Source organism: Citrobacter sp. Ct235 (assembly GCF_030332305.1).
Taxonomy (GTDB): domain Bacteria; phylum Pseudomonadota; class Gammaproteobacteria; order Enterobacterales; family Enterobacteriaceae; genus Citrobacter_A; species Citrobacter_A telavivensis.
The window spans coordinates 262,217-288,948 of sequence record NZ_JAOWIC010000043.1 but is presented as its reverse complement, the minus strand read 5'-3'; the positions used below and the strand labels follow the sequence as shown (position 1 = coordinate 288,948).

Here is a 26,732-nt window from a genome sequence, read left to right as displayed (position 1 = left end):
AATACAGAGGAAGGGGAATCACAGCCATTACGCAAGCAGAATGGTATCCAAAGCATACAGGGGAACGGAAAGTACCATACGCTGGGGGCGCTATTTCTGAGCCGCTGTGAATGACAGGTCATTGCCCCGCAATCTGACAGAAAATAGCATTGGTTCGACAGCCAAATTTATTTTCCAGACGTAATTTTCTGACATAGACTTCTTTGGGTTTGAGTTGATCAAGTTCGATGATTTCTTTAAACCCTCTGCCAGCAATAAAATGAGCCAGCAGGGAATACTCAGCCCGATTCAGCGTTTCTCCCATCCGGCGATTGGCTAACTCACCTCTGAATAATCGCTTGATTTTTTGTTCAATGGCATCTTCTCTATCACAGGAGTAAATAACGCCTCTGATTTCCTGACGATTGACAAGCCAGTAATTCGCTAAGGAACTCATTTTTTTATCGGCGATCAGGATAATGTACATTTTTGTACCGATCAGGTAATCAACCCAATCCGATTTAACAAAATATCTCAGGTTAGCAAAGGAGAAGTCGATAAAGATAAAACCACGTGGCAAATGGTTTTTATACTTCATTAAAAACTTCTCAATGACCCCATTTTTAAAATAAATATTCACCTCCGGCCATACTGCGAATTGAGTATGGTCACAATACAGAGAACAGACGCTCTTCTCTGGGGAAATAAGACATGACGTCTCACAACTAATACAATGAATCTGTTTTTTCAAATACGCATTCATATATAAATTCTCCCAAGTCGTTCTCATTCATTTGTTAGGTTTCTATACACGTCTGAGATTTTTCCAAAAGATGTTAAAAAACTATCCGTGTAAAACAATTTTTCCAGTGGGAGAGGCGTATTCAAAGGTTCCATGCCCGGACTATTGATCGTCAGGCCCTCGTCATGAACAGAGAACGTATCGGTATTCCTTTGCCAGACACAGGAGAGTGTTGTCGTGTTTTTGGTAATTATCCTGGTGCTCGCGGGTGGCATATACGTCTCAATGAGCACAGGTAAATCGGTTCCCGAACCCAATTCCTTTAAACAGTCGAATGCAATACAGAACGTCTGGGGGACGGGATACTGAGAAAAAAGAGTCACAGAAACACCTGACGCACCAGGTAAATATTTTTTTGAAAATAGACCCATCTCCTGTCCTTAAGGGGGAACAATATAAAGTAAGACTATTTGACACGTTACTAATCAATTTTTCATATGTATGACTTTTATGAAAAGTAAAGTCAATATTACGTGATGTCAATAGTTCTGCTATTGAAATGAGCCTATAATGCGTGTGGGTAAAATACCGTAAAGGGTAAAATTCTTATATTTAAAGCAAGCGTGATTTGCGATGATTTCATGCAATATATGCAAATGGAACTATTCTCTTACACGAGTAAAATAAGAATTTATTCCATACATTAAGCCATTATTGCAAGGATTTGAAGGGTATCAGAAAGAAAAAATAGCACTTTATGTTAAAGTGCGGGCCAAATGAAGTTTAGCTATCCGATAGCGTGTTGGTTACTTCATTTGAGAGAAACCTCACCGTGGATCTGTTGAGATTGAAATTCGTCAATATATAAATCGTCACGGATAATACCGCCTTTCCGCTGCCGTAGATGAGAGGGATATAACCTTTAACCCATAAATAATTTGTGGGAATACAGGTGCTGCCGTTATCCGACGCGTGGACGACAATCCTGACAGCGCACTGGTCGCCGTCAAATTAGCAGAGGGATGCCAGGCTGAGCCATCAGCACCATCGGAACGTGCGGTTGACCCGAGAGAGAAGAGAGATGTGTTTCTTCTGTGTAAAGGGACAAACGGCGTTAGGAATAAACGATGCTCCGCTGAGAATTATTGCGAAATTGTTTGGTGGTCATTTTTACCACGCGTTGCCTGGATGAGGATCGTCAACAGGGCAGAATTGCCTTTCATAGCGACTCACCGGCAAGCCGTTGTTTTCTTACTGAAAGTAGTGATGACGTTGGCGTTGAAGGGATTTGTCGCCGGAAGGTGGTATAAGGAAAGATTGAGCGTCGTGATGACAAGGGACTGAAACAAGGCAGGACTGTACTGAATTTTTGAATTAATGCGACCCTAAATATTACCCCTTGAAAATACAAGGGGCAATATAATAAAGGTGAATATTTGATATTTGTCGTATTTTAATGGTTTTTTATTGATTAAGTGCTTATTGCATTCTGTACCCGAGGGACTAAATGTTAGATAATCTCGGGTGGATTTATCCCTGGTGTTACGTTGGTCTTTGACCGCCTGACTAGTATGCGCCGCGAGCGCTATTAGTCAGGTATTTTTTAAGTATAAGGAAGACCCGCCCTAAAAAAAAGCTGTCCTAAAAGACAGGGGATAATAATTTCGGAATGTTATTATCAGGAATGAATAAATGAACTCTTTTGTTGAGTTTTTTTTGCTTGATCGCGATAAGTTGCCGTCAGGTTTTGCCACTGAACTCTACAGACTGCGAAACCGAACATTTCGTGAGCGACTCGACTGGAAAGTGGAATGTATTGATGGCCTGGAAAAGGATCAATTTGATAACGAAAACACGACTTACCTTTTAGGCATGCATGGGGGAGAGATCCTGTGCGGCGCCCGATTTATCGACGCCACGCAACCGACGATGATCAGCGAAATATTCCATGAGTACTTTGATAATATCTCCCTTCCAACGGATATTCCCTGTTGCGAAGTGAGTCGCCTGTTTTTAGATAAAGCCAGACGTGATTCCGGAAACCTTCGCGGGATGCCAGCCAGTAAGGCACTGTTCCTCGCGATGATCATCTATTGCATGAAAAAACAGTATCGGGGTATGTACGCCGTTGCCAGTCGCGGCATGTATGCCATATTTCGTCATGCTAACTGGAAAATAGACGTGATTCAGAAAGGTCTTTCTGAGAAAGGTGAAACTATCTACTATATTTTTATGCCGGCAAGTGAAAGCGCGGTCGAAAGCATCATCAGTAAAGACAAGGACAGCCACTGGCTCCGCGAGATACTTCAACAACTTCGCCGTATGTAATTGCGCACGGAGTTCAGTTATCCAGTAATCTGAGCTCCATTCCGAGTTTTACCGCATGTCTGGCGTTGTTCACGCCCAGCTTCTTCATCGCATTACCCATATGAAATTTCACGGTTCGCTCAGCAATTGATAAAATAACCGAGACTTCTGCGTACGTTTTACCTGCACTGACCCATTTCAAAATCTGCCGTTCGCGCGGTGACAAAAAAACGTTCTTTTTTTGATGAACTTTACTGTAGAGATCGAGTGTCTTCTGATGTAACTGAATGAGAAAATGCATGAAATGTGCACGACAGGTTTCCATCTCAATACCCGAATCCTTCTGGCTGATGATGGACAACACGACAAGATTATTCAGATAGTCATGCAGGGGAAACGTTTGGCCCTGAAAAATATTGTGTTCAGAACTTTCACTGAAAATGCGGGTAAGATTATAACCGCTTGCCAGTAGTACCTTGTTCTCCCAGAAAAAATCCTCAACGCTGCTTAATGCCCTAATAATAACAGGGTCAATAAACTGATATTTTCTTTCAAGATAGATATCAAACCACTCAGGATTATTATTGATAATCTGCATTTGCGAGGGATCTTTCTTGTTCATGATCGCATATGCGTAGACCGTATTTTTGTAGTCCTTAATGAACGTATTCAGTTCGTTCTGGATTAACGCATTGATCCCTTCATCGCTGTAATACATATCCTTCACGCCAGCTGCTGCCTCTGAGATGAGTGTTTGAATAAGTATAACCTGCCTCGTTGCCTGACAAAATGGACTTATCCCACAACAGTCGATATTTTCTGTCCTCTTGACGAGTCTGTTTACCGCCTGAAAAGGTCTGATTTGATGCCCGTTCGCTATCGTGCAGGCGAAAAGCATGTTTGATCAGAATGATATGGCGTTGCCCATAAACGTTTCGAGCATATTCCCGCCTACCGGCGGGGAGATGAGATATCCCTGAAAGCGATCGATACCTAAGGCTTTTAATATCGCAAATTTCTCTGCACTGTCCACCCCTTCGGCAACGCAGCGACTGCCTGTCAGCATACAGTAATAGTTCAGGCTTTTTATCAGCGCCAGTGCGTGTGGATCGCGTTGCATATCATTGATAATGCCCCTGTCCAGCTTATATTCGCTAAACTGGATCTGCCTGACCGGAAACATCACGCTGCCTTGTGAAAAGCAGTCATCCAGCATAATACGAAAGCCGAGCTGTTTTAATTTGTCGATGTTCGCGGCGGTTTTCCCTCTTTGACTGACATCGATGGTTTCAGCAAATTCCAGTACCAGCCTCTCCGTTCGCTGCGGCGAATGCAACTGCTGTTTTGCGGTTTCCAGCATTCGCGGAAGGCATTCATGACCGGCAATGGCGGCAGGGATGTTCAGTGAGAAATAAAACTCCCCGGGATGCTGGTTGATTCGCTGTATGGCTTCCTGCAAAACAAACGCAGTCAGTACCTGCCAGGCGTATTCGGCGCGTATCTGTGGCAAAAATTCGCCGGGTTGCAGGACCGTTCCATTGCGACGCCAGCGTGAGAGAATTTCCACACCTTGTAATCGATGGGTGCTATCAACAATCGGTTGAAATACCGGAAAGAGTTGTCGGCAATGGATGGCATGGATGAATTCACGTTCGAAGGGGGATAGCGGATTGATGCCGCTTCTGTTCTGCCGGGTTTCCGGATTGCCGGGAAAATGTGCTGCCAGTTTTGGGTGATGTTCTGCCATCTTTTTGAGTCCTGATGTCCTCTGGTTATAAAGCGTTTTTTGGCTGATACCCTGCTGTTGTGCCCGCTCCATGATGTTGTATCCATGCAATAAATCCAGAATGGCGTTTAGCTCAGGTTTGCTGAGGCCAACCGCCGGTTTGCCATAAACCAGCCTCGCTTTTTCTGCTCGTTGCATCAGAAAAGGGGCCTCCTGAAATCCATGCCCGCGCAGCTGTGCCGCAATGCAGCGAGTTGGCAAGTCGGAGGCGGCGACCCGGATTTCGCTAAGCAGACTGCGACGGGTAACAAGATGCCCCAGCGTGTGCCACAACCAACGGTCAGGACAGCGGCTAAGGATTAGCATCGGCAGGGGAGCGGCGGACTGGTCCAGCAAAACCGCCGCTTGCTGCAGCGTCGTGAGCAACCCAAGGGGATCGTCAGGAAGAAACACCACAATTCGGCGTGCTGGCGCCAGGGCGGCAAGCGCCGAAATATCCAGCGACTGTGCGTCCAACTGCGTCAACTGCTGGCGGTCTGACGCCATCATCCTTGCGAGTCCTTCGCCAGCATAGGGGCAGGGCGACAGAATGTAGTCCATCGTGGGGCTTCCCGTATCACTGATAAACAAACGTCACCCCGATGATTGACTGAACATTTCCCGCCGTAACCTGTCCGCTGGTTCGCGCGTAATTGGCCGTTAAGCCGAGGCTCACGGCAGAGGTGCTGACCGTCCCTAATGACACGGTGCTGTTGGTGGGGACGACACTGCCGTTGCGCGTGAGTTGGACGCCAATGCCCAATGCCGGAGAGGACGATGCGGTATTGGTGAAGATTGAACTGGCGGAATCCGCCGTGGTTCCCGAGAGGTAATACGCCAGTTTCTGGCTTTGCGCGCAGTAAACGGTCAGAGGGATGGGCATGGAGCCAGGGTAGTCAGGCAGGGCCACCGTCACGTCGCGGGCGGAGACGTCGCAGCCGCCGGTAGGAATGACCACATTGTTGTTGGCGTAGATGTTCCAGACGAACTGAAAGTCATCGCTGTCTTTGCTGTTGGTCTGGCGGAGAATCAGTTTGGCAATAAGCGTTCCGGTGCTTATCGCCACGCCGCCGGCAGAACTGATCGGCGTCAGATACAGTACGGTCGGCCAGGGTTTATCGATTTTCGAGTCATAGATCATCCGCGCGGTTTCGCTGGTGGTGGGAAACGGGTAGCTGGAACCGTTGTATTTTACGGTGCCGGAAAAACTCGCTAACACGCCGCCGTAAGCGGACCCCTGCTGGAGAGTGACATAGTCGGTTATGGTTTCAGGATAATCGTTGTGACAAAAAATCTGCGTTGAGAGATCGACAACCAGGTTTTGCCCGACGTTCACCGCCGGTGCGAGGTCGACATAGACATTAGCGCTGCCGCCGCCAATAGGAATTGTCGCCCCGCTAGCGGTTTTGCAGGCGAAGGACCAGGCATTGACCGACCAGCCCAACAGTAGCAACGTCGTCAGCAGGGTGATGATTTTTTTCATTAACATACTCTCCTGGTCAGGCATAGGTGTAGGTCACGTTAATCACGGCCTGGATAGTTCCCTGGGTTGCGCCGCCGTTGACGGATATCGCTCTGACCTGTAAAGGAAAACGGGTGGCCTGCGTGGCGTCATCCACCTGAACAGACTTTGTCGCGCCGGTGTTCAGTCGGTTACCGCTGTCATCCTGGAGTTCAAGCTGGATATTTCCGGCGCTCCCCTGATTTTTGTAATAGCCGGTACTGTCGGCCGTACCGCTGAAGCTGGCTGTAACGCGGGACGTACCGACCGGACAGTTGCTCAGATCGAGCGCCACGGTATGCCAGGCGGAGGTGGAACCGGCCGAGACCAGACTGAAGGTGTAGAGATCGCCAAGCTCGACGGTGGCATTGGTGGTGGATACCGTGCACGGTTTCGCTACCACTTTTCCGTTCACGGTAATAGTCACGTCGGCTGCCTGTAGCGCTGAGGGGGCTGCCAGTATTACAGCCAGTAGCCACCCGGGTTGAAACCATCTCATCAGAGCCTCCGCTTACTGAAATTCAAGAGTGAATGTCGCTGTTGCATTAACGTGTCCTGGCGTGACGGGCACCTGCGTCGCCATCAGGCGGGCATAAAAGTTCAGCGTGTTGGTCTGGCCGGGCGTCAGGGTGGTCCAGGGTAGGGTGGATGATCCGGCATTGAGGGGCAGCTCCGTCTGCTGTCCGTTGAGGATCTGGATCCCCATTCCGGCCGCCGCCGAGTTTCCGCTATCGAGTTGCAATAAATGGGTGTTGTCATTATCAGCAATACCGATAAAACCGACCTTTACCGCAGTGACTGAACTGCCGCAGGGGGAGAGCACAATACGGAACGGGACGGGAGGCGTGGTCGCGCCGACGCGGCTGAACTGTTTTGCCGCGTTATCCAGTAGATCGACAGTAAAATCTTTGGATTCGCCCGCCACAGCACAGGCGTTATCCCTGACATACCCGCTGATCGTAATGGTGCTGTCGGCGGCAAGCGCGTTAGCGGCAATCAGCGAGAAAACGACACCCAGCAGATAAAGACGTTTTTTCATCATCATGTCCTTAGCGGCACTCCGCCGTGAGCTGAATGAGTCGTTGTTGCTGGTTCTCTGCGGTCAGGCGGTAATCCGCCACGCAACTGGCGCTCGCAGCGTTCCCCCATTTCACCTGCACCTTTCCCGCCAGCGGCATGCCGCTCAGATAAACCAGACCGTTATCGGCGACGATGCTGCCACTTTTATTGCTGTCAGAGGTGACCATTGCGCCAAACGGAACCGGTTTGCCGTTGTGGATTAGCGTCATCAGCAGTTTCATCCCGACATGGGCATTAAATTCGGCACGGACGATCGCACCGTGCGTGGGGACGACGTTGATGACGGCATCATCGAGATCAACGTTGTCGGCGAGCGTATTGGTATTCAGCGCAACCCGGTTTTCGCGGTATTCGGTGGCGTAAGGCAGGACGGCGTAACCCCGCCAGTCGGTACGGACTCCGGTCTGGTTTTCGACTTTCACGCCCTCAGCGCCCGGTGCTTTTATTAACACCACCGTGTCATTGAGCGGTTGGCTCAGCGTGACGCCGTTAGCATGCGCCAGTACGCCACCGCTCATCCCGTAATAGAGCTGTTTGAGACCGTCACTACGGCTGTAACCGACGTTGGCGTTGCCGTAACTGCTGCGGTAGTTCAACGCGGCATAGCCTGTACTGCCGCTGTTACCTTCACCGCCGCCCGCATAGCCGGTTTGCACGCTGTAGCTGAGGTTATTGTCTTCCAGCAAGGTGCCATACAGCCCCGCCAGGTTGGTCATTCGACCGTTAAGGTCGTTCGACATGCTGTAGCTGGCGCTGGCGTGTCGCCAGACGGACTGGCTGTCCGATCGCAACCAGTGGCTGAAGGGGATATTGACGTTAATCGCGAGCATCTGATCGCGCCCCTCCTGCCAGGCGTTTTTGGTCAGGCTGTAACTCAGTGTCCAGTTGATATCGTCGATGGCGGTGTTCAACCCAGCCTGCAACTGTTCGTCGGCGCTGTCGGTGCCCCAGTATGTCTGGTGGCTTCCGCTCAGATAGAGCGTGGCGGTGCGGCCTAACTGTTGGGTCAGACTCACCTGCACTTTGCCGCGCTTGTTATAGGCGAGGTTGTAGTAATCCGTGAATTTTGGCTGTACCTGAATGACCCCATCCTGCGTTTCAACGCTATAGCCGCTCATACGACGGTAAGTGGTATCGGCAAAGCTAAAATAACCGCGTGTGGAGTAGCGATAGCCCACCAACTGGATGTTCGTGCCAACGTCGCTCAGTGATTTGTTATAGAGAAAGCGTACCGACTGCCCCTGATGTTTGCTGTCATCGGGCAGGGTGGCATTGGCCTGAGTGACATCTACCGACAGCGCCCCCAACACCCCCATATTTTTCCCCACCCCCAGATTGAAGGCGCGGTAGCGGTCCGCCAGTTGAGTGCCGCCGTACAGGGTCCAGCCTGCCGGAAGGCCGTGGAGTACTGTGCTCTGAAAGAACGTCGGTTCTTCCTGCTGATCGTTACCGCTACGGTACTCTCCGGCGGTGACGGCATAACGGGTGTGGCCTTCACGTTGCAGCACCGGAACTGAGGAGTAAGGAACGGTGAAATTCTGGCTGCTGCCGTCGGTTTCCTTGATGGTGACCTGCAGATCGCCACCGTTACCTGCGGCATAAAGATCGCTAATGGTGAAGGGGCCGGGCGGTACCGTGCTGTGATAGATCTCATAGCCGTTTTGTTTAATGGAGACCTGTGCCGTACCGCGGGCAATACCGTGGATCACCGGGGCGAAACCTTTCTGGCTGTCCGGCAGCATATTGTCATCAGAGGCGAGTTGCGCGCCGCGAAAGTTAATACCGTCAAAGACATCGCCGTTGGTATAGCTATCGCCGAGCGTCAGGCGCGAGCGTAACGGCGTGATATCCCGTTCCAGCCAGGTATTGACGTGCTGCCATGTGTTGTCATTGCCAGAAGATCCACCGCCGCTACTGTAGCTCCACGTGGTATTGTCACGCAGACGCCACGCACCAAGGTTAAGCCCACTTTGCAGGTTCAGATACGCATAATTGCTGCTGCCGCCGATGTCGTTCTGGACAGTGTTACCTGTGAAGTTGTAGTTCAGTAACCCTGCCGTAATACCGTTATCCCATTGTTCCGGCGGGATATAGCCCCGCGCCTGATTACCCATAAACGCCTGAGGGATAGTCAGATGCAACTGCTGTTGCCCCACGTCTAAACGTGCGGTAGCGTCTTTAATCATCTCCGTTAACGGAACGCAGGCGTCGGTCGCCAGCGCATCCATTCCATTCACTGATGCGGTGTTAAGCCCCATCGCCGCGAGTTGTCCACGCGTCAGGCAAGGAGCCAGTTCGTGACTGTTTTCGCTGGCATGGAAGGTGACATCGCGGGTGGTCATATACCCGTCATTCAGCCAGATATCGACGCGGTACGTGCCGGGGGGCAACTCATGCCCTTTCTCAAAACCGGAAAGATCCGCGACGGCAGATGGATCGTCCGCCAGAAAACGCGGGTTAAAATAGAGCTCTGCCCGCGCGGAAAATGTCTGCAAAACGAGCAGAAGGGCAAGGGCTGTCTGCGCAATGATGCCTGCCAAACGTGGCGCGTACTGCCGTATACGGCGGGAGCTCAAACGGTCGAGTCCAAATTTCAGATATGACATTAGTCCCTCCGGTTCGAGATCGCCCGGCTGTCAGTTCTTTTTTTATTCAGGGATGACGCTGGTTTCCCCGTGCGTTATTACATTGCGCCTTTCATGCGCGGCGTCAGCGCGCCATAGTCATTAATGGTCTTATAGGTAATTTCGCTGCCTGCATCGGCGGGTAATGCCACGCGGGTTTCGCCCATCGGTGGGACGAGTGCATTTTCCAGCGTTCGGGTGCCCGCGCTGAGTTCAGTCACCGTCAGGTAGTACGGCGTTGGATTGATCAACGTCAGCGAGCCTGCGCTACGGCGAAAGGTGAGTTTTTCGGGGGCCTGATCCGGCGACAGTGCGAGTCCGGCCGGACGGTAATACAGCTTAATGCGGCTGATAATGGCCAACTGGAGGGTGTTGTCGCTGAGCTTCGATTTGTCCATCGACGGGATCGCTTTGACATTCATCCAGAACAGACTTTCCCGGTCCTGGGGCAACTGATTATTGGTCGCATCGAGAATACGCAAGGTGTTCTCTTTTTTTCCCTGCATGGCAAACAGTGGCGGGGTAACGACAAAGCGTCCGTCTTTGACGCCCTCGGCATTTTCAACCCATGACTGGAGCAGATACGTACTGTTGTCATCATTATTGGTGACCGCCAGTTGCACCTGTTTTTGACCCGCCGGATAAATCACCCGAGTCGCGCCCAGCGCCACGCCCGCTTCGGCCTGGGTGAAGGATCCCATGGCGGTTACCAGCAGCACGCCTGCCAGCAGACGGCGCATCATTGTGCGTGTTTTTTTCATGTTTACCCCTGTTGTTCTCACCGTTATTTCCTGTATTCGATATCTCTGCGGGTTAATTACTGGTAGGTCAAAGAGAACCAGGCCTGTGCGTTGGCGGTTCCTCCGGTGACCTGACGTCCGGTAGAACGATATTTCGCTACGAAATGCAGTGTGGTTGGCCCGCTGTAGAGGCGCGATCCGCTAACCGGTGGAAGGTTAAGAGGAAGTTGGCTGCCTTCTTGATCAAATAACGCTATCCCAATACCGGTGGCGATCCCTGGCCCTTCCCCCACGGAGAGGACATCGGGGTTTTTCCCATCGGCAATGCCATGAAACGTCACCCCGACACGTTGGCTTACGGCTGTATTGCACTCCTGGAGATGAATGTCGAAAGGGACAGGGTTGGCATCTTCCCCTGCCGCATGAAATCGATTGCTGCTGATCTGCCCCATTTGCACGGTCATCTGACGATCGCCTGCCTCAACACGGCAGGATTCGGCAATGATGACGCCCTGAAAACGCATGCTTCCGCCGGGCAACGTGACATTCCACTTGTTTCCAGCCAGCGCGCAGGCGGGGAGTAAAAGCATCAGCAGTCCTGATTTCATCCTGTGCATCGTTATCACCTCAGTCCCATTGCGGATAACAGGCCGTCCTGGCCCCATTCGCTTCCCTGCCTGATGAATTACTGGTATTGAACTTTGAAGGTGGCGTCAGCGTTAGCAGTACCGGCTGTTGCTGCGCCCGTTGCAAAGTAACGGGCCTGGAACGGGATGATGTTGGTGCCATCGTTCAGGGTTGTCGCGGCGCTAAAGGTTGCGCCGTCCAGCGCCAGTGGGGTGCCTTTGTTGTCGAGGATCTGGACGCCAACGTTGGTGGCGCTACCGGCTGCGGAGCTCTGCAACGCCAGTACGGTGTTATTGGTGGTATCAATCGCCGTGCCAGAGAACGCCACAGAGGCTTTGGTTGATACGCTGGTATCACAGTCATCAAGCTGAATGTTGAAACCGACGGAAGAACTGGTACTGCCCGCCGTCGCCAGTTTTGCCGAGCGAACCTGACCAAGCTGTACGGTTTGATCGACAGAACCGGCATCGACGGCGCAGGCGGCGTTAACGACTTCCCCTTTAAAATGCACTGTACCGCCGTTTACCGTGGTGGTATCGGCCAGAGCCGCCGCGGAAGCCAGAGACAGAGCTGACATAGCAACGATAGCCAGTGTTTTAATTTTCATGCTGTTTTCCTTTAAACAATATCGATATAACGAACCCAAATGGGCAGTCGTTATGCCTTCCAGGCATTCCATGTTTCAACATAATGGTACGACTGCCGGTTCTGCACAGTTTTCGCCCAACGAATGAGACAATTGGGGCCATTTTGACTCATTGGGATAAATGTCTTGAAATGGCGATTATTATTTCATTTGTCGGATTTTTATGTTTTGTTTTTGTGTTTTATAAACACAAAAAACTACATTGTGATTTTTAACAGGCGGGCGGATACAGGGCAGATTTCAGAGGGAGAAATCCCAAAAGTCTTTAAACGCGGAGGTGGGTGAGAAAAAATATTGAGGATAATGCTATTCTAATCAACGAGATAATTAGTGATTTTTGATAATGCTCAACTTGTTAGTTGCAAAGCTTTACGCATTTTTTTTATGATATAAACAGTTTGGCCCCAATTGACCTATTCATGCAAAGACTTCCCTTTCTATATCAATAAGTTATCTTATTTCTTTTTCTCCTGTGAAATGACTTCTAACAGACTGCTCCTCTCCCATAATCCGGCAAAACGTGCGGCGTTGCTGGCGGTGTAACGGACGGTATGGCGAATATTACGGTGGCCAAGATAATCCTGAATCAGGCGCGTATCTGCCCCCCTTTCGGCAAGTTCATAACCGCAGGCGTGACGTAACATATGGGGATGGGTATGGGTGACGGTTCCGGCATCAATGCCTGCAGCCCGGATAATACGATACGCTTGTTGGCGAGAAAGCGGTGTCCCCCGACGGGAGATAAACACGGCGTCAGTCCGGCTTGCGCCTCTCCAGTCTGCTCGCGCCTGACTCCAGCGTTCAACGGCCTCACGCTCATCAAAACGCAGTGGATGGATGGTGGAAAAACCGTTTTTTAGTCGACGGATATTGATTCGTCCCTCGTTAAGATCGAAGTCGCGGTAATGCAGATCGAGGAGTTCACTGATGCGCATGCCGTGACGGAATGCCAGTAAAATAAGGCAATAATCTCGCTCCCCGGTCGCGCCATGCCGGGCGGCCAACATCATAGCGTGTACTTCTTTGCCGGTAAGATAACGACGTCGATTCACAATACATTACTCCTGAAATATGTTTCTGATAGTGAACGCCTGTAGCCAACATCATGCGATTAAAAAATAATCTGCGATGTTAAAGGCATATTATATTTAGGGGATTAATCACAGTTTGTGATTACATCACTTTTACACACGCAGCTATTATTGCTACATGATAAATCTTATTTTTATTGATTTTATCAGGTGCGACAATAGCGTCTGTGGTAGACAAAGTCAGGTGTATAAATTTAAAAGAAAAATAGTTACAGACGGTAGTGATTCCCGCGAAGGTTTGTTTGATGAAACGTTAACTTTGGTAAAAGACATATCATTGTTAATTACAGGGATATAATAAAATTGTTTAATTTTAATGCAAATAAAGATATGCGTGAATAATAAGCATAATAAACATAAGGTTAAATATTATTAATGTCTCGTAAGCCACGGGGTTGTTTTTTAACACCATCCATGGCGTTGAAAATGTCACAGTGAAATAGCATTATGCTGTTTGAGTTTAGCGTCATCCCAGATACCGTAAAATCGACCTGCATTACTGGCAGTGTACCAGACGGTATGGCGAATGTTACGGTGCCCCAGGTAATCCTGGATGAGACGGGTGTCGATCCCCATATTGGCTAACGCAAAACCGCAAGAGTGACGAAGCATATGTGGATGAATTTCAAGCGGGAGTCCTGCGTGATCGCCCGAGGCTGAAATGATTTGATAAAACTGTTGGCGAGAAAGAGGATTCCCTTTTCTTGATAAAAATAACCACTCACTGTTGGAATCGGGATAGGCGGCACGAATAACCAGCCAGTTCTTTAATGCCTGAATTTCTTCACTTAATAATGGATGCGTTGTCGAAAACCCCTTTTTCAGACGGTGAATATAAATGCATCGTGATTTGATATCAATATCTGAAATTTGCAGGCGACAGATTTCACTGGCGCGAAATCCATGAATAAAACACAGTAATGTCAGACAGTAATTGCGGGTAGCGTTTGGTCCGGTATTTGCTGCTTTGAGAAGCGACTCTATTTCATTTTGAGTCAAAAAATTCCTCTTCTTATTATCTGCGCTGTTTTTCATTAGGTTCCCTTTTGATTGCAGGTGTGCACTCATTCTGCTGATTCCCATTAATCCAATGGTCTTATCCGGTTTTAGCTCATTATTTATTAGTACAGCACGGTAGGCGTAAATCGTATACAACACCGCTACGTCACAGAAAGACTTAACCGGATAATGAAAATGGCTGTATGTTGTTACGTCATAACGTCGTGCCATTATCGACTGGTAGCCTCCTCTTATCTTGTGCTCGGGGTTATCTTGCTGAATCAAAAAAATTTATTGCTGCTCTAAGATCGAGTCCATTCTGGAACATCCTGAATGATGTGCAAGGGACTTCTCTGAAGGCGGAGAACAACATAACAACCTCGCTAGCATTCACTGTAGAACCACAACAATGACTAAACAATACTGCAAAAATCACAGAGAGAATAGTCATAATAGGTATGACAACCGCGTTAAGAGATGTGCCGGGTATTTAACCGGGAGCAAAATGCTCCCGGTTTATCATGCGAAAAGTGTAATGATACGGGTATATTTGACTGACAGAGGCGGGTGGTAAAATTAGAATACAAATGTGATGAAATATTTTGCGACAAATAAAACGTGAGCGGCGGAATAATAACGCTTGAAATTACTCTTGTCCGGACAAAGGTGTTTACGGGTAGCGTTCTAAAGAGACAGCGCTGTTTTCTGATATTGTATTGCTGCTGACATTACGCCTCATTTTGGTAATTACTGGAACTCACATGATCGGTACTTTCTTTTTTCAGTGTGACATAGTGTATTGCGTCCCTTTGAATTATGCTGTTCCGACATTGCGTTACTGAAGATTTACGGATTGGGTGATGACTGAAGGAAATGATATGAAGTCTATCGGTATTTTTTGCGGTTCATCTGAAGGTCATTCTCCTGTTTACATGCAGGCCGCGCGCGAAGCCGGAACCTTTCTGGCCCAGGCTGGACTGGGTATTGTTTTTGGTGGTGGTCGGGTTGGATTGATGGGGGCCGTGGCGGATTCTGCCCTGCAACACGGTGGGCACGTGACGGGGGTGATCCCCGTGTCTTTGCTTGAACGTGAAATTGCGCATACCGGGCTGACAGATTTGCAGGTCGTTGAGAATATGCACCAGCGTAAAGATCGCATGGCGGCGCTGTCTTCTGCTTTTATCGCCTTACCCGGCGGGGCTGGCACCCTGGAAGAGATTTTTGAGCAGTGGACGTGGGGGCAACTGGGCATCCATAACAAGCCCTGCGCGTTTTATAACATGAACGATTTTTACCAACCGTTGCAGGCCATGGTACAGAAGATGGCCGATGAAGGTTTTATGAAGCAGAGCTACGTGGATATGCTGTTTTTCTCCGATTCCTTGCCGGAAATTGTTGAGTATTTTGCGACGTATACGCCGCCCGCTTCCAAGTGGACGGCGAGCCAGAATTAAGGCAGTGACAGCCCATCAGCTAAACGCCTTCTCCGCGTTGAGTTCCCTGGGAAGGCGTGCGATGAGCGTTAAAAGATATTTACAGGATAAATGTAAGTACGTAGTGTCTTCAGGGATGTCCTGGCACCGCTGACGCGGGCAAAAACGGTAAGGAAACAGGAGAACGAATGAAATTTATCGCCACCTTAACCGGGCAACACATTGACTACAGCGATATTCGACCGGAACATATCGTGATTGAAGACATCGCTGTGGCACTGTCGAACATCTGTCGCTTTGCCGGGCATGTGCCTGAATTTTACAGCGTCGCCCAGCACGTGGTTCTGTGCAGCCAGTTAACACCGCCAGAGTTTGCGCTTGAAGCGCTGCTGCACGATGCCGCTGAGGCCTATTGCCAGGATCTTCCCTCGCCGCTAAAGCGTTTGCTTCCTGAGTACAAAGAGATTGAAGCGCGGCTGGACAACGCCATTCGTCAGCGTTTTCATCTTCCTCTCACGCCGAGCAAGGTGATCAAGCAGGTGGATCTGATGGTGCTGGCGACCGAGCGGCGCGATCTCAAGTTGGATCCCGGAAATGACTGGCCGATGCTGGCAGGCGTGTCGCCCACGACGCGGCTGACCGTCAATCCGCTGATGCCACGGCAGGCGCGAGCGCTTTTTTTATCCCGCTTTCAGGAACTGACAACGGGTTAAAGATGGTAAGCCGTCACGGTTCTGTGCGTCCCGGTCAGTGAATCGAACACCTCGACATCCGACGCCTGAACAGGCATCCCCGATGCGCGGAGCCGCTGTATATCTGCGGCAATTCGCTGGATCCCCAACCAGAACAGCCCATCCAGGGCGTTAACCTGCAAACCGCTCTCCAGCGCCAGTCGAAGCCGTTCTTCGGGGTGTTTTGTCTGACTGGCTACCTGCTGATAGGGGGCCGTGGTAATCGTTTCCTCATCCATACGGCGAATACGCGACGACAGACGATAACGAAAGGCATCGGGGACGCGACTGAGATCGGCACTGATGCTGTAAACCTGCCCACGGCGTTTATCATTAATCAGGACGTTTTTTTGGGTGAGGGCAAACTCTTTCCGCAGTTTATCGATCAGTTGCGGGGTGCGGGTGAGCAGTAAACGAAAGGGCAGTTCGAAGCTGGTCACGTAATCGACGTTGAGCAGCGCAATACGCAGTCGTTCTTCAACGCCAGCGTTCTCTTGTTGGCACTCCGCCAGAACCTCCTGCCATTGGCGGGTAATACGCGACGACTCGTTGATTTCAGTGAAGTGATATTTCTCAATCAGGTAATCGATACGCCTGGTCATTTTTTTCCCCCCATCCCATCTGCCTGTGCGCTAGTGGCACAACATAGCATAGAGAAAAAGACAGAATACAGAAAGAGACGAGTTATCATCCATTTAAGAATGTTTAAGAATTCAAACTAAAATCTATATTTTCAATAAGTTAGGGAAATCATGTCAGTTAAGACTTTTTAATTGAGGTATTCAATTATTTCCTAATATAGTTTTAATACCGCGCCAGATGATATAGCAGAACGGAAATAAACGGCAAGTTAAATGGATTATTAATACGGAAGTAAAAGCGATGACGATATATATTATAAGCAACAATAACTTTTTGCAGGACGGGATAGTCTTGTTGGCAAAAGAGGCCAACCTGGAAATTGTGAAAGAAACCATGCACCACTTGCCTGTAGAAAAACTCACTTTCGACGATACCGTGATTTTGCATCTCAATCTGTTCAACAAAAGTTGTGCCAGGGAAATATCCCGTCTCAACAAAAAATGTAAGTTGCTGATTATACTGAATTCTGAGCGCAGCGCACTGGTATTTGATGCCGACATGATTGTCAGTGCCCGACAGTCTCTGCTGGCACTGACGATGATTATTACGCGTCTGGCGAGCATGGAAAAGCGGCAGGTTATCCGGAATCATATTCTCAATCGCGTCGAGAAAATGATTATTTGTGAATCGCTGCAGGGAAAAGATATTAACCTGATTGCCGAATCATTGGCGTTGCCTCCGAAACGGGTATACACCTATCGCAATCTCGCGTGCAAGAAATTGGGGGGCCACAGGGTCCACGATCTGCTGCTAATCAAAGAGAATTTACTGGAAGAGACGATGTTTTTGTAAAAAACGTCAGCCCTGTTAAGCCCAGAGCTGACGGCGGTAGTTCGTTTAGCGGGCGCAGTATAGCAGGGGGCGTTTTCCGATGGTAAACAGGAACCCGTGGACGCCCTGATTGAGAATAGAGTAACTCACATTCTTATCGGGATAGACGTAGAAATCAGGCAGAATATTGGCTAATAATGCATCCGGTAACGTCTCGATGATTTCGAACTTATTGATTCTGGTTGAGTGTAAGTGATACGAATCCTGGTTCTCTGTCCAGTTATAGGCGACATCTCGTCTGATCCGTCCTTTAAGTTTGTTATCTTCAATGTAGGTCCCGCTGACGGCCACGATGCCGTTCTGATTCTTCAGGGAATACATGTAATTCAGCGTAATATTTGCGCGCGCGTTTTTATGAAACACCACCAGCGACATCGAACATTCCTGTTTATCGTAATGTTTAGACATAAGAACATTGTATATCGCGCCGATGAGCACACCCGCGAGTAAAAACACCGCACTCATCATCATGATCGTTTTTTTACTCACTTCCTACTCCACGAAAAGAGAGTGTGATACAACCCGGAATGGCTGATTTCAGGTAATTCTTGCGACAGACAAGAACGGCTAATCCGGGAGACGTTTGTGACAGCGGAAAGTACACCCAGGGATACTTTTCGCAATCGAGGCCAGAACCCAATATCAACGTCTTGAAGCGTGCATAACTGTTTTTATTATCGTGGCTGTCATCCGTGATATAGAAATGACAGCCTTTGTCCTGCTCGACGAAGGTATAGCCAGCGAAGAAAGGCTTCGTATCACTAAAGTGCCAGGCAAAGTTCATGCCGATTGCACCGATGAAAAATGCCGCTGCCATGGCGATGATACCGACGAAGAGGGGCAATCTGCTGCGCTTACTCACCGTTACCGTATGGGCAGGAAGTGCAGTTTCTTCCGGTGTAAACTCCGGCTCAGCGTCAGCGTGGTACTCGACATCCAGTTCATCCTCACCCTGTAGGGTTTCAGAGACCACTTCATCAGCCTGATCTGCCGCAACGCGGGCGATTTTAACGCTTTTGTCGATTTGAAACCCTTTGCGCGGTACCGTGGCGACCAGGATTCGGTCGGTCTCACCGACGGCGCGTAGCCCACGACGGACAATAGAGATATTCTGATAAAGGGTGTTTGCTGGAACCAGCATTCCTTCATCTTCCCACACCTTTTTGAAAAACTCCTGCTGAGTGACCACGTCCGGCGAAGCCTCAAGCAGCAAAAGCAGACAACGGCTGGCAGGCGTTGTCAAAACGACGTTAATTTCTGGATTAGTCACAGAAATTAACTTTTTACTGTCAGGTCTGAATTCAATATTATCGTTAATAATCCAGTACATATAGGTTCACGATGTGCGAAAGTTATAAAGAGTAGAGACTTAAGTGTAGAAAATTCTGAGCATAGTATTACATATACTATATGCGAACACAGTAGCCGTTTGATTTATGAAACTAATGTTTTTGTGCTGTAGTTTCACATATGTATATAGACAATAAGGAATTTTGTTAATAAAACTAGTGGTTTCTGCCGCTATGTTTAATCCGGTAGTGTAATCGTCTGAGCATTTCAATGATTAAACTCGGATTGATTACTGCCGCATTGCGGAAATGTTGATCTTATGTCAAAAAGATCAAACAGTTAGTTTGATTATCAGGTGTTGGACTTGAGAAGCGAATAAATATATTGTACTTGTTATGTTCATCTTGTAGTGATTCCTGCTGATATTCTGTCCCTAAATGGCGTTAGTCGATGACTTTCCGCTTATAAATACGTCGTTTTGACTGCCTGATAATCAACAAAAGTGGAGAAAACGGAGTAGAGATCAGCTTCAACACGTTGATTTAAGATTCGATATCAGACAGATTCCCCTTTATGTGATCACGCTTCTTGATTAGTATTTTTTAATGAAAACAAGGGTTTTTAAATCGTTTTTTTTGATATAAATATTATGCCGACCTTGCATCAAATAGTCAATTAGAGCAAATAACCTTAAATATCATTAAATACATAATATAAAGCCTTAAATATCTCCACAACTGGTTTTTTATCCTTATGAATAAGAGATAGGTGAGCATTTACTCATCTAACATTAAAATCGTAACGGGGACATTCACACGCTATGCTTAAGGGATAAACAAAAAAGAGGCAATGTCATGGATAAGCAACTTGAGGATGCGGGTTACCGCGTCTATACCGGTGAGAAAATCGATGTTTACTTCAATACGTCGATTTGCCAGCATTCCGGAAATTGTGTACGCGGTAGTGCTAACCTTTTCAATCTGAAACGCAAACCGTGGATCATGCCTGATGAAGTTGATGTTTCAACGGTGACCAGGGTTATCGATACCTGCCCAAGCGGGGCGCTGCAATATCGTCATAAATAAAGCGAGGGAAAGATGGAAATACGGGAAGGCCACAATAAATTCTATGTCAATGATGCGCAGGGGAATCAGGTCGCTGAAATTGTTTTTGTTCCGACCGGCGAACATTTAAGCATTATTGAGCATACTGATGTCGATGCCAGTCTGAAAGGACAAGGCGTCGGAAAACAACTGGTGGCGAAAGTGGTGGAGAAAATGCGCCGCGAGAATCGCAAAGTTATCCCTCTTTGTCCGTTTGCCAAACATGAGTTTGATAAAACGCGTGAGTATGACGATATTCGGGCCTGAAAACATGCCGGACAATGCGCCTGAGCAGTCCGGCTAAATTTACCCTTCCCGATGCAGTAAATCCTGATAGATGCCGGTTAATATCCCCTGCGGTCCAAACTCCTTTTTGATCCACTGGGTCACCTGACCGGTGGCGGAGTGCTGGGTGGCGAGCAGCATCCGCGAATCCTGACGTGGATTATGGATCTGCCGCGTGACCAGCAGCGAATCTTCCATCGCTTCATGCACCATGTAGTCCGGTAGAAAGCCAATTCCTGCACCGAGGATCTGACACTGGCATTTGGTATTGAAATCCGGCACGAGAATCGATTCCTGACCATGCAGCAACCAGCCCACCTTTTTATTAATGGTATGCGCGGTATCTTCCACCATGATATTCGGGTAGAGGCGCAACTGACTTTCGGCGATCGGCTCTGGCATGAAAGCCAGCGGGTGATCCGGTGCGATCGCAAATGCCCAGCGAATGGCGCCAATTTCAGTGTAATCAATACCGCCGCCGTCCAGCAGCGTGTCGGGCGCGCCGATGGCAATATTGGCCTGGTTGTTGATGATGGAGTCCCAGACGCCGTTATACACTTCGGTGGTGACCGTAATCTGGCAGGTCGGAAACTGCTTCTTCAGCACCTGGAGCAATCGCGCGGTATGTTTTGGCGTATATAAGAGCTGATTAATGCAAATACGCACCCGCGCCTCAATGCCCTGCGCGATGGTATCAATGCTGCGCTTAATGGCATGAAAGTCGTTTAGCAGGTCGGTGGCCTTGCGAAAAAAGTAGCGCCCCGACTCGGTGAGTTCAATACTGCGGGTATTGCGGGTAAACAGCACCACATCAAGACCCGCCTCCATTCGTTTGATCGTATAGCTGATGGCTGAAGTCGTCAGGCCCAGCTCCTCCGCCGCCTTGCTGAAACTGCCAAAACGAGCGGCTGTGGTAAAGGCCAACAGGTTTTCTTCCGTAAAAATTGAATTCATGCACTGGTTCCTGTTCCGATCGGCGGTCGTCGCGTCTCCCCGGAGATGACTGTATTGGCTGGGCTTGCCATTGAGCAATCACTTTTGAATAACTTTTAATACCTGAGTCGGGCTCAGGCACGGTTTTTCGACGTGGATTCACTCAGTTTCCGCCCGGTGTACTCCGAAATGAAACCCACGCAGTTCCCGGCTAAAAAGCCCAGTAGCGTCACCGTCCAGTTCAGCCCGGTGGCGAAAAACAGCGTCATGCCAAGGAAGCCGCCAGGAATAAACGAGGTTAACCAGAAGCGCCCCTGCCAGACGATGACGGCGGAAAACGGTACGGTCATGACCACACCTGCCCAGAACGAAGAAAGCCCGCTCGCGGAAGCCAGCCATCCGGAGGCCAGCGCCGCCAGAAAAGCCCAGACGGCACCGGTGTAGTTCACAAACAGGCTTTTCACAAACCCCGCCTTGCTCCCTCCGGCAGCATAGAAGCTGCAAAACGCGACAAAGCCAATGGTGCCCAGTAATTCCCAGCCTGGAGCCAGCCCAACCCTCGAGGACACCATCTGCCAGAGACCTGCACAAATGCCGACAGTAATGCCTGTTGCGGTGAGTCCGTTCATCTTTATCTCCCGTTATTAACGTCTGGATAGAGTGGTTTCATCCAGCAACTATATAGAAAGAAAACCCGATTGAGTTAAGGGGAATAGCAGCAAAGAAATAAAGGGTGCACTACAGCACAGTCTGTGCGGATTGTTAAAAACCATTCAATAATTAATCCGCTTATGGCGAATAAAATTTAAGCGGGTTCTTTTCTATAAATTTCGTTGCTATTCTCAGTCCATCAGATACAGCCACAAAAATCAGGGGAATGCACATGACAAATACCAGTCTGATGACAGACTACCTAATGGCTGCGCAGCAGGGTGATGTGGAGAAATTAACCGCCTGTCTGGAGCAGGGTGTGGATGTGAATACCTGTAACCGCCAGGGGCAGACGGCCATTATTCTGGCGAGCCTGCATAAAAAATATGACTGTGTTACGGCGTTAATTCGCGCAGGCGCGGATATTAATCAGCAGGATCAGACCTGTTTAAATCCTTTTCTACTGAGCTGTCTGAATAACGATCTCACACTTTTGCGTTTAATTTTACCGGCCAGCCCCGATCTTAATCGATTAACGCGTTTTGGCGGCGTGGGATTAACGCCCGCCTGTGAAAAAGGCCATCTTGATATCGTCAAGGAGCTATTAACGCAGACAACGATTAATGTGAATCACACTAACTTTGTTGGCTGGACGCCGCTACTGGAAGCCATTGTGCTGAATGACGGCGGTGCTACGCAGCAGGCGATAGTTGCCTTACTGCTGGAAAAGGGGGCCAGTCCACATATGACCGATAAATACGGTAAAACGCCGCTGGAACTGGCACGGGAAAAAGGCTTTGAGGCGATCGCCCAATTGCTGATTGCCGCAGGAGCCTGACGAAGGAGAAACGTTATCGACACCCCACAACGGCGGTGTGTGCAAGCGCTAACTGCGGATGCGGGCTTTCTCTGCGAACGCGGTAGTGGGCGGGTCGAACAGGTCTTTTCCCGGGCGGTCAATCTGTATCTCCCGGCACAGCACCAACTACTGACGCTGCTGTGTGAAGAGTATGACAACGCGCCCAATAGCGCCCGGTTAGCACTCACCCACTTTGACGGCCTGTTCCGGCCTGGTGAGTTGGTTCAGTTTCATCCTTCGGGAATAACGGTGGGTGATGATAAATGGATAGACAAGACATCCTGTCATGACTGGCACATGCCGAAACTGCAGCTGAGTCCCGAAAGGTTCCGGCAAATTCCCTGGCAACGGTGGAGCGAACTAATCCATCAACAGTTACAGGAGAATGAGACATTATTTCTCTGGCGTGGAGATAATCCATTTTATCAGGCAATTTGCCACGAACTACAGCGTCGACGAAATACGTTATTACGTGCAATGCGAAAAGGAATCGAAATTGCGCCCGCGGTAATCCAGATGATGGGGTTAGGTATTGGCCTGACGCCCTCCGCAGACGATTATCTGGTTGGCCTGAGCATTATTTTATTTATTGCTGGTCATCCGGCGGAAAAATACAAGGAGGCATTTTGTTCGGCACTGCAATTGGGCAGGGGAAATACCACACTGCTTAGCGCGATTACGCTGGAAGCGGCATTTGAACAACGTTATCGCGAAAATATTGCCGGGTTTATTCGCTGCATGATTAATGAACCCAACGGCTTTTCTATCCAGTCTATTGCCAATATTAAAAATATTGGCTCAAGTTCCGGTTGCGACATGCTGTATGGCATGGCGGATGCCTGCGCGCTGAGCCAAATATATGGAGGGAATTATGTCAGTTAAGATAGTCATTAAAAAGAATACCTATTTTGATTCCGTGTCGCTTATGTCCATTTCCACCCGCGCCAATAAACTCGACGGCGTCGATCAGGCGTTTGTGGCGATGGCGACCGAGATGAACAAAGGGGTGCTAAAAAATCTGGGGTTGTTGACGCCGGAGTTGGCTGAGGCGAAAAACGGCGACCTGATGATTGTGATTAACGGCAAAGACGGCGCAGACAACGATCGGACGCTGGCGGCCATTGAGGAGTTGTTCAGCAAAAAAGCGGAAAGCGGCTCGCACGAAGCGCGTTATGCCACGCTGGCCAGTGCGAAAAAACATATTCCGGACAGCAATCTGGCGGTGATTTCGGTTAACGGCCTGTTTGCTGCCCGTGAAGCGCGCCAGGCGTTGCAAAACGATCTGCACGTGATGCTGTTTTCTGACAACGTCTCTGTTGAAGACGAACTGTCGCTCAAACAGCTGGCGCACGAAAAAGGGTTGCTCATGATGGGGCCGGACTGCGGTACGGCGATCATCAACGGTGCTGCACTGTGCTTTGGCAACGCGGTCCGTCGCGGCAACATTGGCATTGTGGGCGCCTCGGGGACCGGTAGCCAGGAACTGAGCGTACGCATTCATGAATTTGGCGGCGGCATCTCGCAGCTCATCGGCACCGGCGGACGCGATCTGAGTGAGAAAATCGGCGGCCTGATGATGCTGGACGCCATCGCAATGCTGGAAGACGACCCGGAAACGGAAATCATCGCGCTGATCTCAAAACCGCCAGCCCCGGCAGTCGCGCGTAAGGTACTGGAGCGTGCGCGTGCCTGCCGTAAGCCCGTCGTGGCCTGCTTCCTTGGGCGCGCAGAACCGCCAGTTGACGAGCAGGGTCTGCAGTATGCTCGCGGGACGAAAGAGGCGGCACTGAAAGCGGTGCTACTGAGCGGCGTGAGGAAAGAATCGTTAAACCTGCATTCGCTGAACGAGACGCTGATTGCCGAAGTGCGCGCGCGTCTGACCCCGCAACAGAAGTACATTCGCGGTCTGTTCTGCGGCGGCACGCTGTGTGATGAAACCATGTTTGCGGTGATGGAAAAACATGGCGACGTCTACAGCAATATTCAGCCCGATCCGGCCTTCCGCCTGGCGGATCTGAATCGCAGCGTTAAGCACACCTTCCTCGACTTTGGCGATGACGACTTCACCAACGGTAAGCCGCACCCGATGATCGACCCCACCAACCGTATCAGCCGTCTGCTGCAGGAGGCCAAAGATCCGCAAGTGGGTGTGATCGTGATGGATTTTGTGCTTGGCTTTGGCTCGCACGAGGATCCGGTTGGTTCCACGATCGATGCGATCAAAGAGGCGAAAGCGATCGCCGCCGCTGAGGGGCGTGAGCTTACGATCCTCGCCTATGTGTTAGGCACCGATCTCGATGCCCCGTCGCTGGAAAAACAGAGCCAGATGCTGAGCGACGCGGGCGTGATCCTGGCAAGCAGCAGCACCAATACCGGTCTGTTGGCGCGTGAATTTATCTGCAAAGGGGAGGAAGCCTGATGAGCCAGTCACTGTTTACCCAACCGCTGAACGTCATCAACGTGGGTATCGCAATGTTTAGCGACGATCTGAAAAAACAGCATGTCGATGTCACCCAACTTGACTGGACGCCGCCGGGCCAGGGCAACATGCAGGTGGTGAAGGCGCTGGACAGCATTGCCGATTCGCCGCTGGCGGAGAAAATCGCCGCTGCGAACCAGCAGGCGCTGGAGCGGATCATTCAGTCACATCCGGTGCTGATTGGTTTTGATCAGGCGATCAACGTTGTGCCGGGCATGACGTCGAAAACCATTCTCCACGCCGGTCCGCCCGTTACATGGGAAAAAATGTGCGGCGCGATGAAAGGCGCGGTCACCGGCGCGCTGGTATTTGAAGGGCTGGCAAAAGATATTGATGAAGCCGCTGAGCTGGCGGCCTCCGGTGAGATTATCTTCTCGCCGTGCCACGAGCATGACTGCGTCGGTTCGATGGCGGGTGTCACTTCTGCTTCTATGTTTATGCACATTGTCGAAAACAAAACTTACGGCAACATTGCGTACACCAACATGAGTGAGCAGATGGCGAAGATCCTGCGTATGGGAGCCAACGACCAGAGCGTGATCGACCGTCTGAACTGGATGCGTGACGTGCAGGGGCCCATGCTACGCGATGCGATGAAGATTATCGGTGAAATCGATCTGCGCTTAATGCTGGCACAGGCGCTGCATATGGGCGATGAGTGCCACAACCGTAACAACGCGGGCACCACGCTGCTGATTCAGGCGCTGACGCCGGGCATCATTCAGGCCGGTTACCCGGTTGAACAACAGCGTGAAGTGTTCGACTTTGTTGCCAGCAGCGACTACTTCTCCGGCCCAACGTGGATGGCGCTGTGTAAAGCGGCAATGGACGCGGCGCACGGTATCGAATACAGCACGGTGGTAACCACGATGGCACGTAACGGCGTGGAGTTTGGGCTACGGGTTAGCGGCCTGCCGGGTCAGTGGTTTACCGGTCCGGCACAGCAGGTGATTGGCCCCATGTTCGCAGGGTACAAGCCGGAAGACTCTGGTCTGGATATTGGCGACAGTGCGATTACCGAAACCTACGGCATCGGCGGTTTTGCGATGGCCACGGCACCGGCTATCGTTGCACTGGTCGGCGGAACGGTGGAAGAGGCGGTCGATTTCTCCCGACAGATGCGTGAAATCACGTTGGGCGAAAACCCGAACGTCACCATTCCGTTACTGGGCTTTATGGGGATACCGACGGCGATCGACATTACCCGCGTCGGTAGCAGCGGCATTCTGCCGGTGATCAACACCGCGATTGCGCATAAAGATGCCGGTATCGGCATGATTGGCGCCGGGATTGTCCACCCGCCGTTTGCCTGCTTCGAAAAAGCGATCCTGAGCTGGTGCGAACGCTACGGCGCATAACCACTCACCCCCCGGCGCTTTCTGAGCCGGGGGTTC

General features: G+C 50.0%; 27 protein-coding genes. 10 read left to right on the top strand and 17 right to left on the bottom strand.

The window, feature by feature from the left end:
* Positions 1-118: 118 nt before the first annotated feature.
* Positions 119-742 (bottom strand): helix-turn-helix transcriptional regulator, encoded by a 624-nt coding sequence (locus tag OGY35_RS10510; RefSeq protein ID WP_152402275.1) that lies wholly within the window; start codon positions 740-742, stop codon positions 119-121.
* 1,671 nt (positions 743-2,413) lie between these two features.
* Between OGY35_RS10510 and OGY35_RS10505 the strand changes: the two genes are divergently transcribed.
* Positions 2,414-3,049: an acyl-homoserine-lactone synthase gene (locus OGY35_RS10505; RefSeq protein ID WP_286632232.1), complete on the top strand. Its 636-nt coding sequence runs from the start codon at positions 2,414-2,416 to the stop codon at positions 3,047-3,049.
* Between the two features lie 13 nt (positions 3,050-3,062).
* On the opposite strand, the gene OGY35_RS10500 is transcribed toward OGY35_RS10505, so the two are convergent.
* The 11 genes from OGY35_RS10500 to OGY35_RS10450 all read right to left on the bottom strand — a co-directional run bounded on the left by OGY35_RS10500 (position 3,063) and on the right by OGY35_RS10450 (position 14,137).
* Positions 3,063-3,746 (bottom strand): helix-turn-helix transcriptional regulator, encoded by a 684-nt coding sequence (locus OGY35_RS10500; protein WP_152754354.1) that lies wholly within the window; start codon positions 3,744-3,746, stop codon positions 3,063-3,065.
* Between the two features lie 186 nt (positions 3,747-3,932).
* Entirely contained in the window at positions 3,933-5,354 is a 1,422-nt protein-coding gene (locus tag OGY35_RS10495) for an EAL domain-containing protein (protein ID WP_286632231.1), read from the bottom strand.
* 16 nt (positions 5,355-5,370) lie between these two features.
* On the bottom strand, positions 5,371-6,276 hold the full coding sequence (locus tag OGY35_RS10490) for a fimbrial protein (RefSeq protein ID WP_286632230.1): 906 nt from the start codon (positions 6,274-6,276) through the stop codon (positions 5,371-5,373).
* Between the two features lie 16 nt (positions 6,277-6,292).
* The gene (gene fimG, locus OGY35_RS10485; RefSeq protein ID WP_286632229.1) at positions 6,293-6,793 is read right to left on the bottom strand and encodes a type 1 fimbrial minor subunit FimG; all 501 of its coding nucleotides are present in this window, start codon (positions 6,791-6,793) and stop codon (positions 6,293-6,295) included.
* Between the two features lie 12 nt (positions 6,794-6,805).
* Positions 6,806-7,333 (bottom strand): type 1 fimbrial adaptor subunit FimF, encoded by a 528-nt coding sequence (gene fimF, locus OGY35_RS10480; protein WP_286632228.1) that lies wholly within the window; start codon positions 7,331-7,333, stop codon positions 6,806-6,808.
* 10 nt (positions 7,334-7,343) lie between these two features.
* Entirely contained in the window at positions 7,344-9,980 is a 2,637-nt protein-coding gene (locus tag OGY35_RS10475; protein WP_152402287.1) for a fimbrial biogenesis usher protein, read from the bottom strand.
* A gap of 77 nt (positions 9,981-10,057) precedes the next feature.
* Positions 10,058-10,759: a fimbria/pilus periplasmic chaperone gene (locus OGY35_RS10470; protein WP_284554097.1), complete on the bottom strand. Its 702-nt coding sequence runs from the start codon at positions 10,757-10,759 to the stop codon at positions 10,058-10,060.
* Positions 10,760-10,815: 56 nt separating this feature from the next.
* Positions 10,816-11,355, bottom strand: coding sequence for a type 1 fimbrial minor subunit FimI (fimI, locus tag OGY35_RS10465; RefSeq protein ID WP_152402289.1), 540 nt, complete (start codon positions 11,353-11,355; stop codon positions 10,816-10,818).
* 68 nt (positions 11,356-11,423) lie between these two features.
* Positions 11,424-11,972 (bottom strand): type 1 fimbrial major subunit FimA, encoded by a 549-nt coding sequence (gene fimA, locus OGY35_RS10460; protein WP_152402290.1) that lies wholly within the window; start codon positions 11,970-11,972, stop codon positions 11,424-11,426.
* Positions 11,973-12,466: 494 nt separating this feature from the next.
* The gene (locus OGY35_RS10455) at positions 12,467-13,063 is read right to left on the bottom strand and encodes a tyrosine-type DNA invertase (RefSeq protein WP_152402293.1); all 597 of its coding nucleotides are present in this window, start codon (positions 13,061-13,063) and stop codon (positions 12,467-12,469) included.
* Between the two features lie 468 nt (positions 13,064-13,531).
* Entirely contained in the window at positions 13,532-14,137 is a 606-nt protein-coding gene (locus tag OGY35_RS10450) for a tyrosine-type DNA invertase (RefSeq protein WP_286632326.1), read from the bottom strand.
* A gap of 842 nt (positions 14,138-14,979) precedes the next feature.
* Between OGY35_RS10450 and OGY35_RS10445 the strand changes: the two genes are divergently transcribed.
* Both OGY35_RS10445 and OGY35_RS10440 read left to right on the top strand, forming a co-directional pair.
* Positions 14,980-15,555 carry an LOG family protein gene (locus OGY35_RS10445; protein WP_286632325.1) on the top strand — a complete coding sequence of 192 codons (576 nt, stop codon included), beginning with the start codon at positions 14,980-14,982 and terminating at the stop codon, positions 15,553-15,555.
* A gap of 167 nt (positions 15,556-15,722) precedes the next feature.
* On the top strand, positions 15,723-16,247 hold the full coding sequence (locus tag OGY35_RS10440) for an HD domain-containing protein (protein ID WP_152402295.1): 525 nt from the start codon (positions 15,723-15,725) through the stop codon (positions 16,245-16,247).
* Here OGY35_RS10440 and OGY35_RS10435 read toward each other — a convergent pair.
* The gene (locus OGY35_RS10435; RefSeq protein WP_286632227.1) at positions 16,244-16,867 is read right to left on the bottom strand and encodes an ECs1377 family protein; all 624 of its coding nucleotides are present in this window, start codon (positions 16,865-16,867) and stop codon (positions 16,244-16,246) included. The genes OGY35_RS10440 and OGY35_RS10435 overlap by 4 nt on opposite strands.
* Before the next feature lie 280 nt (positions 16,868-17,147).
* Here OGY35_RS10435 and OGY35_RS10430 point away from each other — a divergent pair, with 280 nt between their 5' ends.
* A complete protein-coding gene (locus OGY35_RS10430) occupies positions 17,148-17,699 on the top strand; it encodes a hypothetical protein (protein WP_152402299.1) in 552 nt (183 codons plus the stop codon).
* A gap of 45 nt (positions 17,700-17,744) precedes the next feature.
* Here OGY35_RS10430 and OGY35_RS10425 read toward each other — a convergent pair whose 3' ends face one another.
* Positions 17,745-18,227: a YqeJ family protein gene (locus tag OGY35_RS10425; RefSeq protein ID WP_286632226.1), complete on the bottom strand. Its 483-nt coding sequence runs from the start codon at positions 18,225-18,227 to the stop codon at positions 17,745-17,747.
* Entirely contained in the window at positions 18,220-19,068 is an 849-nt protein-coding gene (locus OGY35_RS10420) for a winged helix-turn-helix domain-containing protein (RefSeq protein WP_152402303.1), read from the bottom strand. The genes OGY35_RS10425 and OGY35_RS10420 overlap by 8 nt, the downstream gene beginning before the upstream one ends.
* Before the next feature lie 814 nt (positions 19,069-19,882).
* Here OGY35_RS10420 and yjdI point away from each other — a divergent pair.
* Positions 19,883-20,113: a 4Fe-4S mono-cluster protein YjdI gene (gene yjdI / locus OGY35_RS10415; RefSeq protein WP_152402305.1), complete on the top strand. Its 231-nt coding sequence runs from the start codon at positions 19,883-19,885 to the stop codon at positions 20,111-20,113.
* A gap of 12 nt (positions 20,114-20,125) precedes the next feature.
* The gene (locus OGY35_RS10410; protein ID WP_152402307.1) at positions 20,126-20,398 is read left to right on the top strand and encodes a GNAT family N-acetyltransferase; all 273 of its coding nucleotides are present in this window, start codon (positions 20,126-20,128) and stop codon (positions 20,396-20,398) included.
* Between the two features lie 39 nt (positions 20,399-20,437).
* Here OGY35_RS10410 and OGY35_RS10405 read toward each other — a convergent pair whose 3' ends face one another.
* Together OGY35_RS10405 and OGY35_RS10400 are read right to left on the bottom strand one after the other, a co-directional pair.
* Positions 20,438-21,370 (bottom strand): LysR substrate-binding domain-containing protein, encoded by a 933-nt coding sequence (locus OGY35_RS10405; protein WP_152402309.1) that lies wholly within the window; start codon positions 21,368-21,370, stop codon positions 20,438-20,440.
* Positions 21,371-21,483: 113 nt separating this feature from the next.
* Positions 21,484-21,978 (bottom strand): DUF1097 domain-containing protein, encoded by a 495-nt coding sequence (locus OGY35_RS10400; protein WP_152402312.1) that lies wholly within the window; start codon positions 21,976-21,978, stop codon positions 21,484-21,486.
* Between the two features lie 254 nt (positions 21,979-22,232).
* Between OGY35_RS10400 and OGY35_RS10395 the strand changes: the two genes are divergently transcribed.
* Genes OGY35_RS10395 through OGY35_RS10380 form a run of 4 tightly spaced genes read left to right on the top strand, consistent with a single transcriptional unit; the run spans position 22,233 to position 26,696 of the window.
* Positions 22,233-22,838 carry an ankyrin repeat domain-containing protein gene (locus OGY35_RS10395; RefSeq protein ID WP_286632225.1) on the top strand — a complete coding sequence of 202 codons (606 nt, stop codon included), beginning with the start codon at positions 22,233-22,235 and terminating at the stop codon, positions 22,836-22,838.
* A gap of 39 nt (positions 22,839-22,877) precedes the next feature.
* Entirely contained in the window at positions 22,878-23,741 is an 864-nt protein-coding gene (locus OGY35_RS10390; protein ID WP_286632224.1) for an oxamate carbamoyltransferase subunit AllH family protein, read from the top strand.
* Positions 23,731-25,278 (top strand): acyl-CoA synthetase FdrA, encoded by a 1,548-nt coding sequence (gene fdrA, locus OGY35_RS10385; protein ID WP_286632223.1) that lies wholly within the window; start codon positions 23,731-23,733, stop codon positions 25,276-25,278. Before OGY35_RS10390 ends, fdrA begins: the two co-directional genes overlap by 11 nt.
* Positions 25,278-26,696, top strand: a complete 1,419-nt coding sequence (locus OGY35_RS10380; protein ID WP_152402321.1) for a YlbE family protein — start codon at positions 25,278-25,280, stop codon at positions 26,694-26,696. The genes fdrA and OGY35_RS10380 overlap by 1 nt, the downstream gene beginning before the upstream one ends.
* Positions 26,697-26,732: the final 36 nt, after the last annotated feature.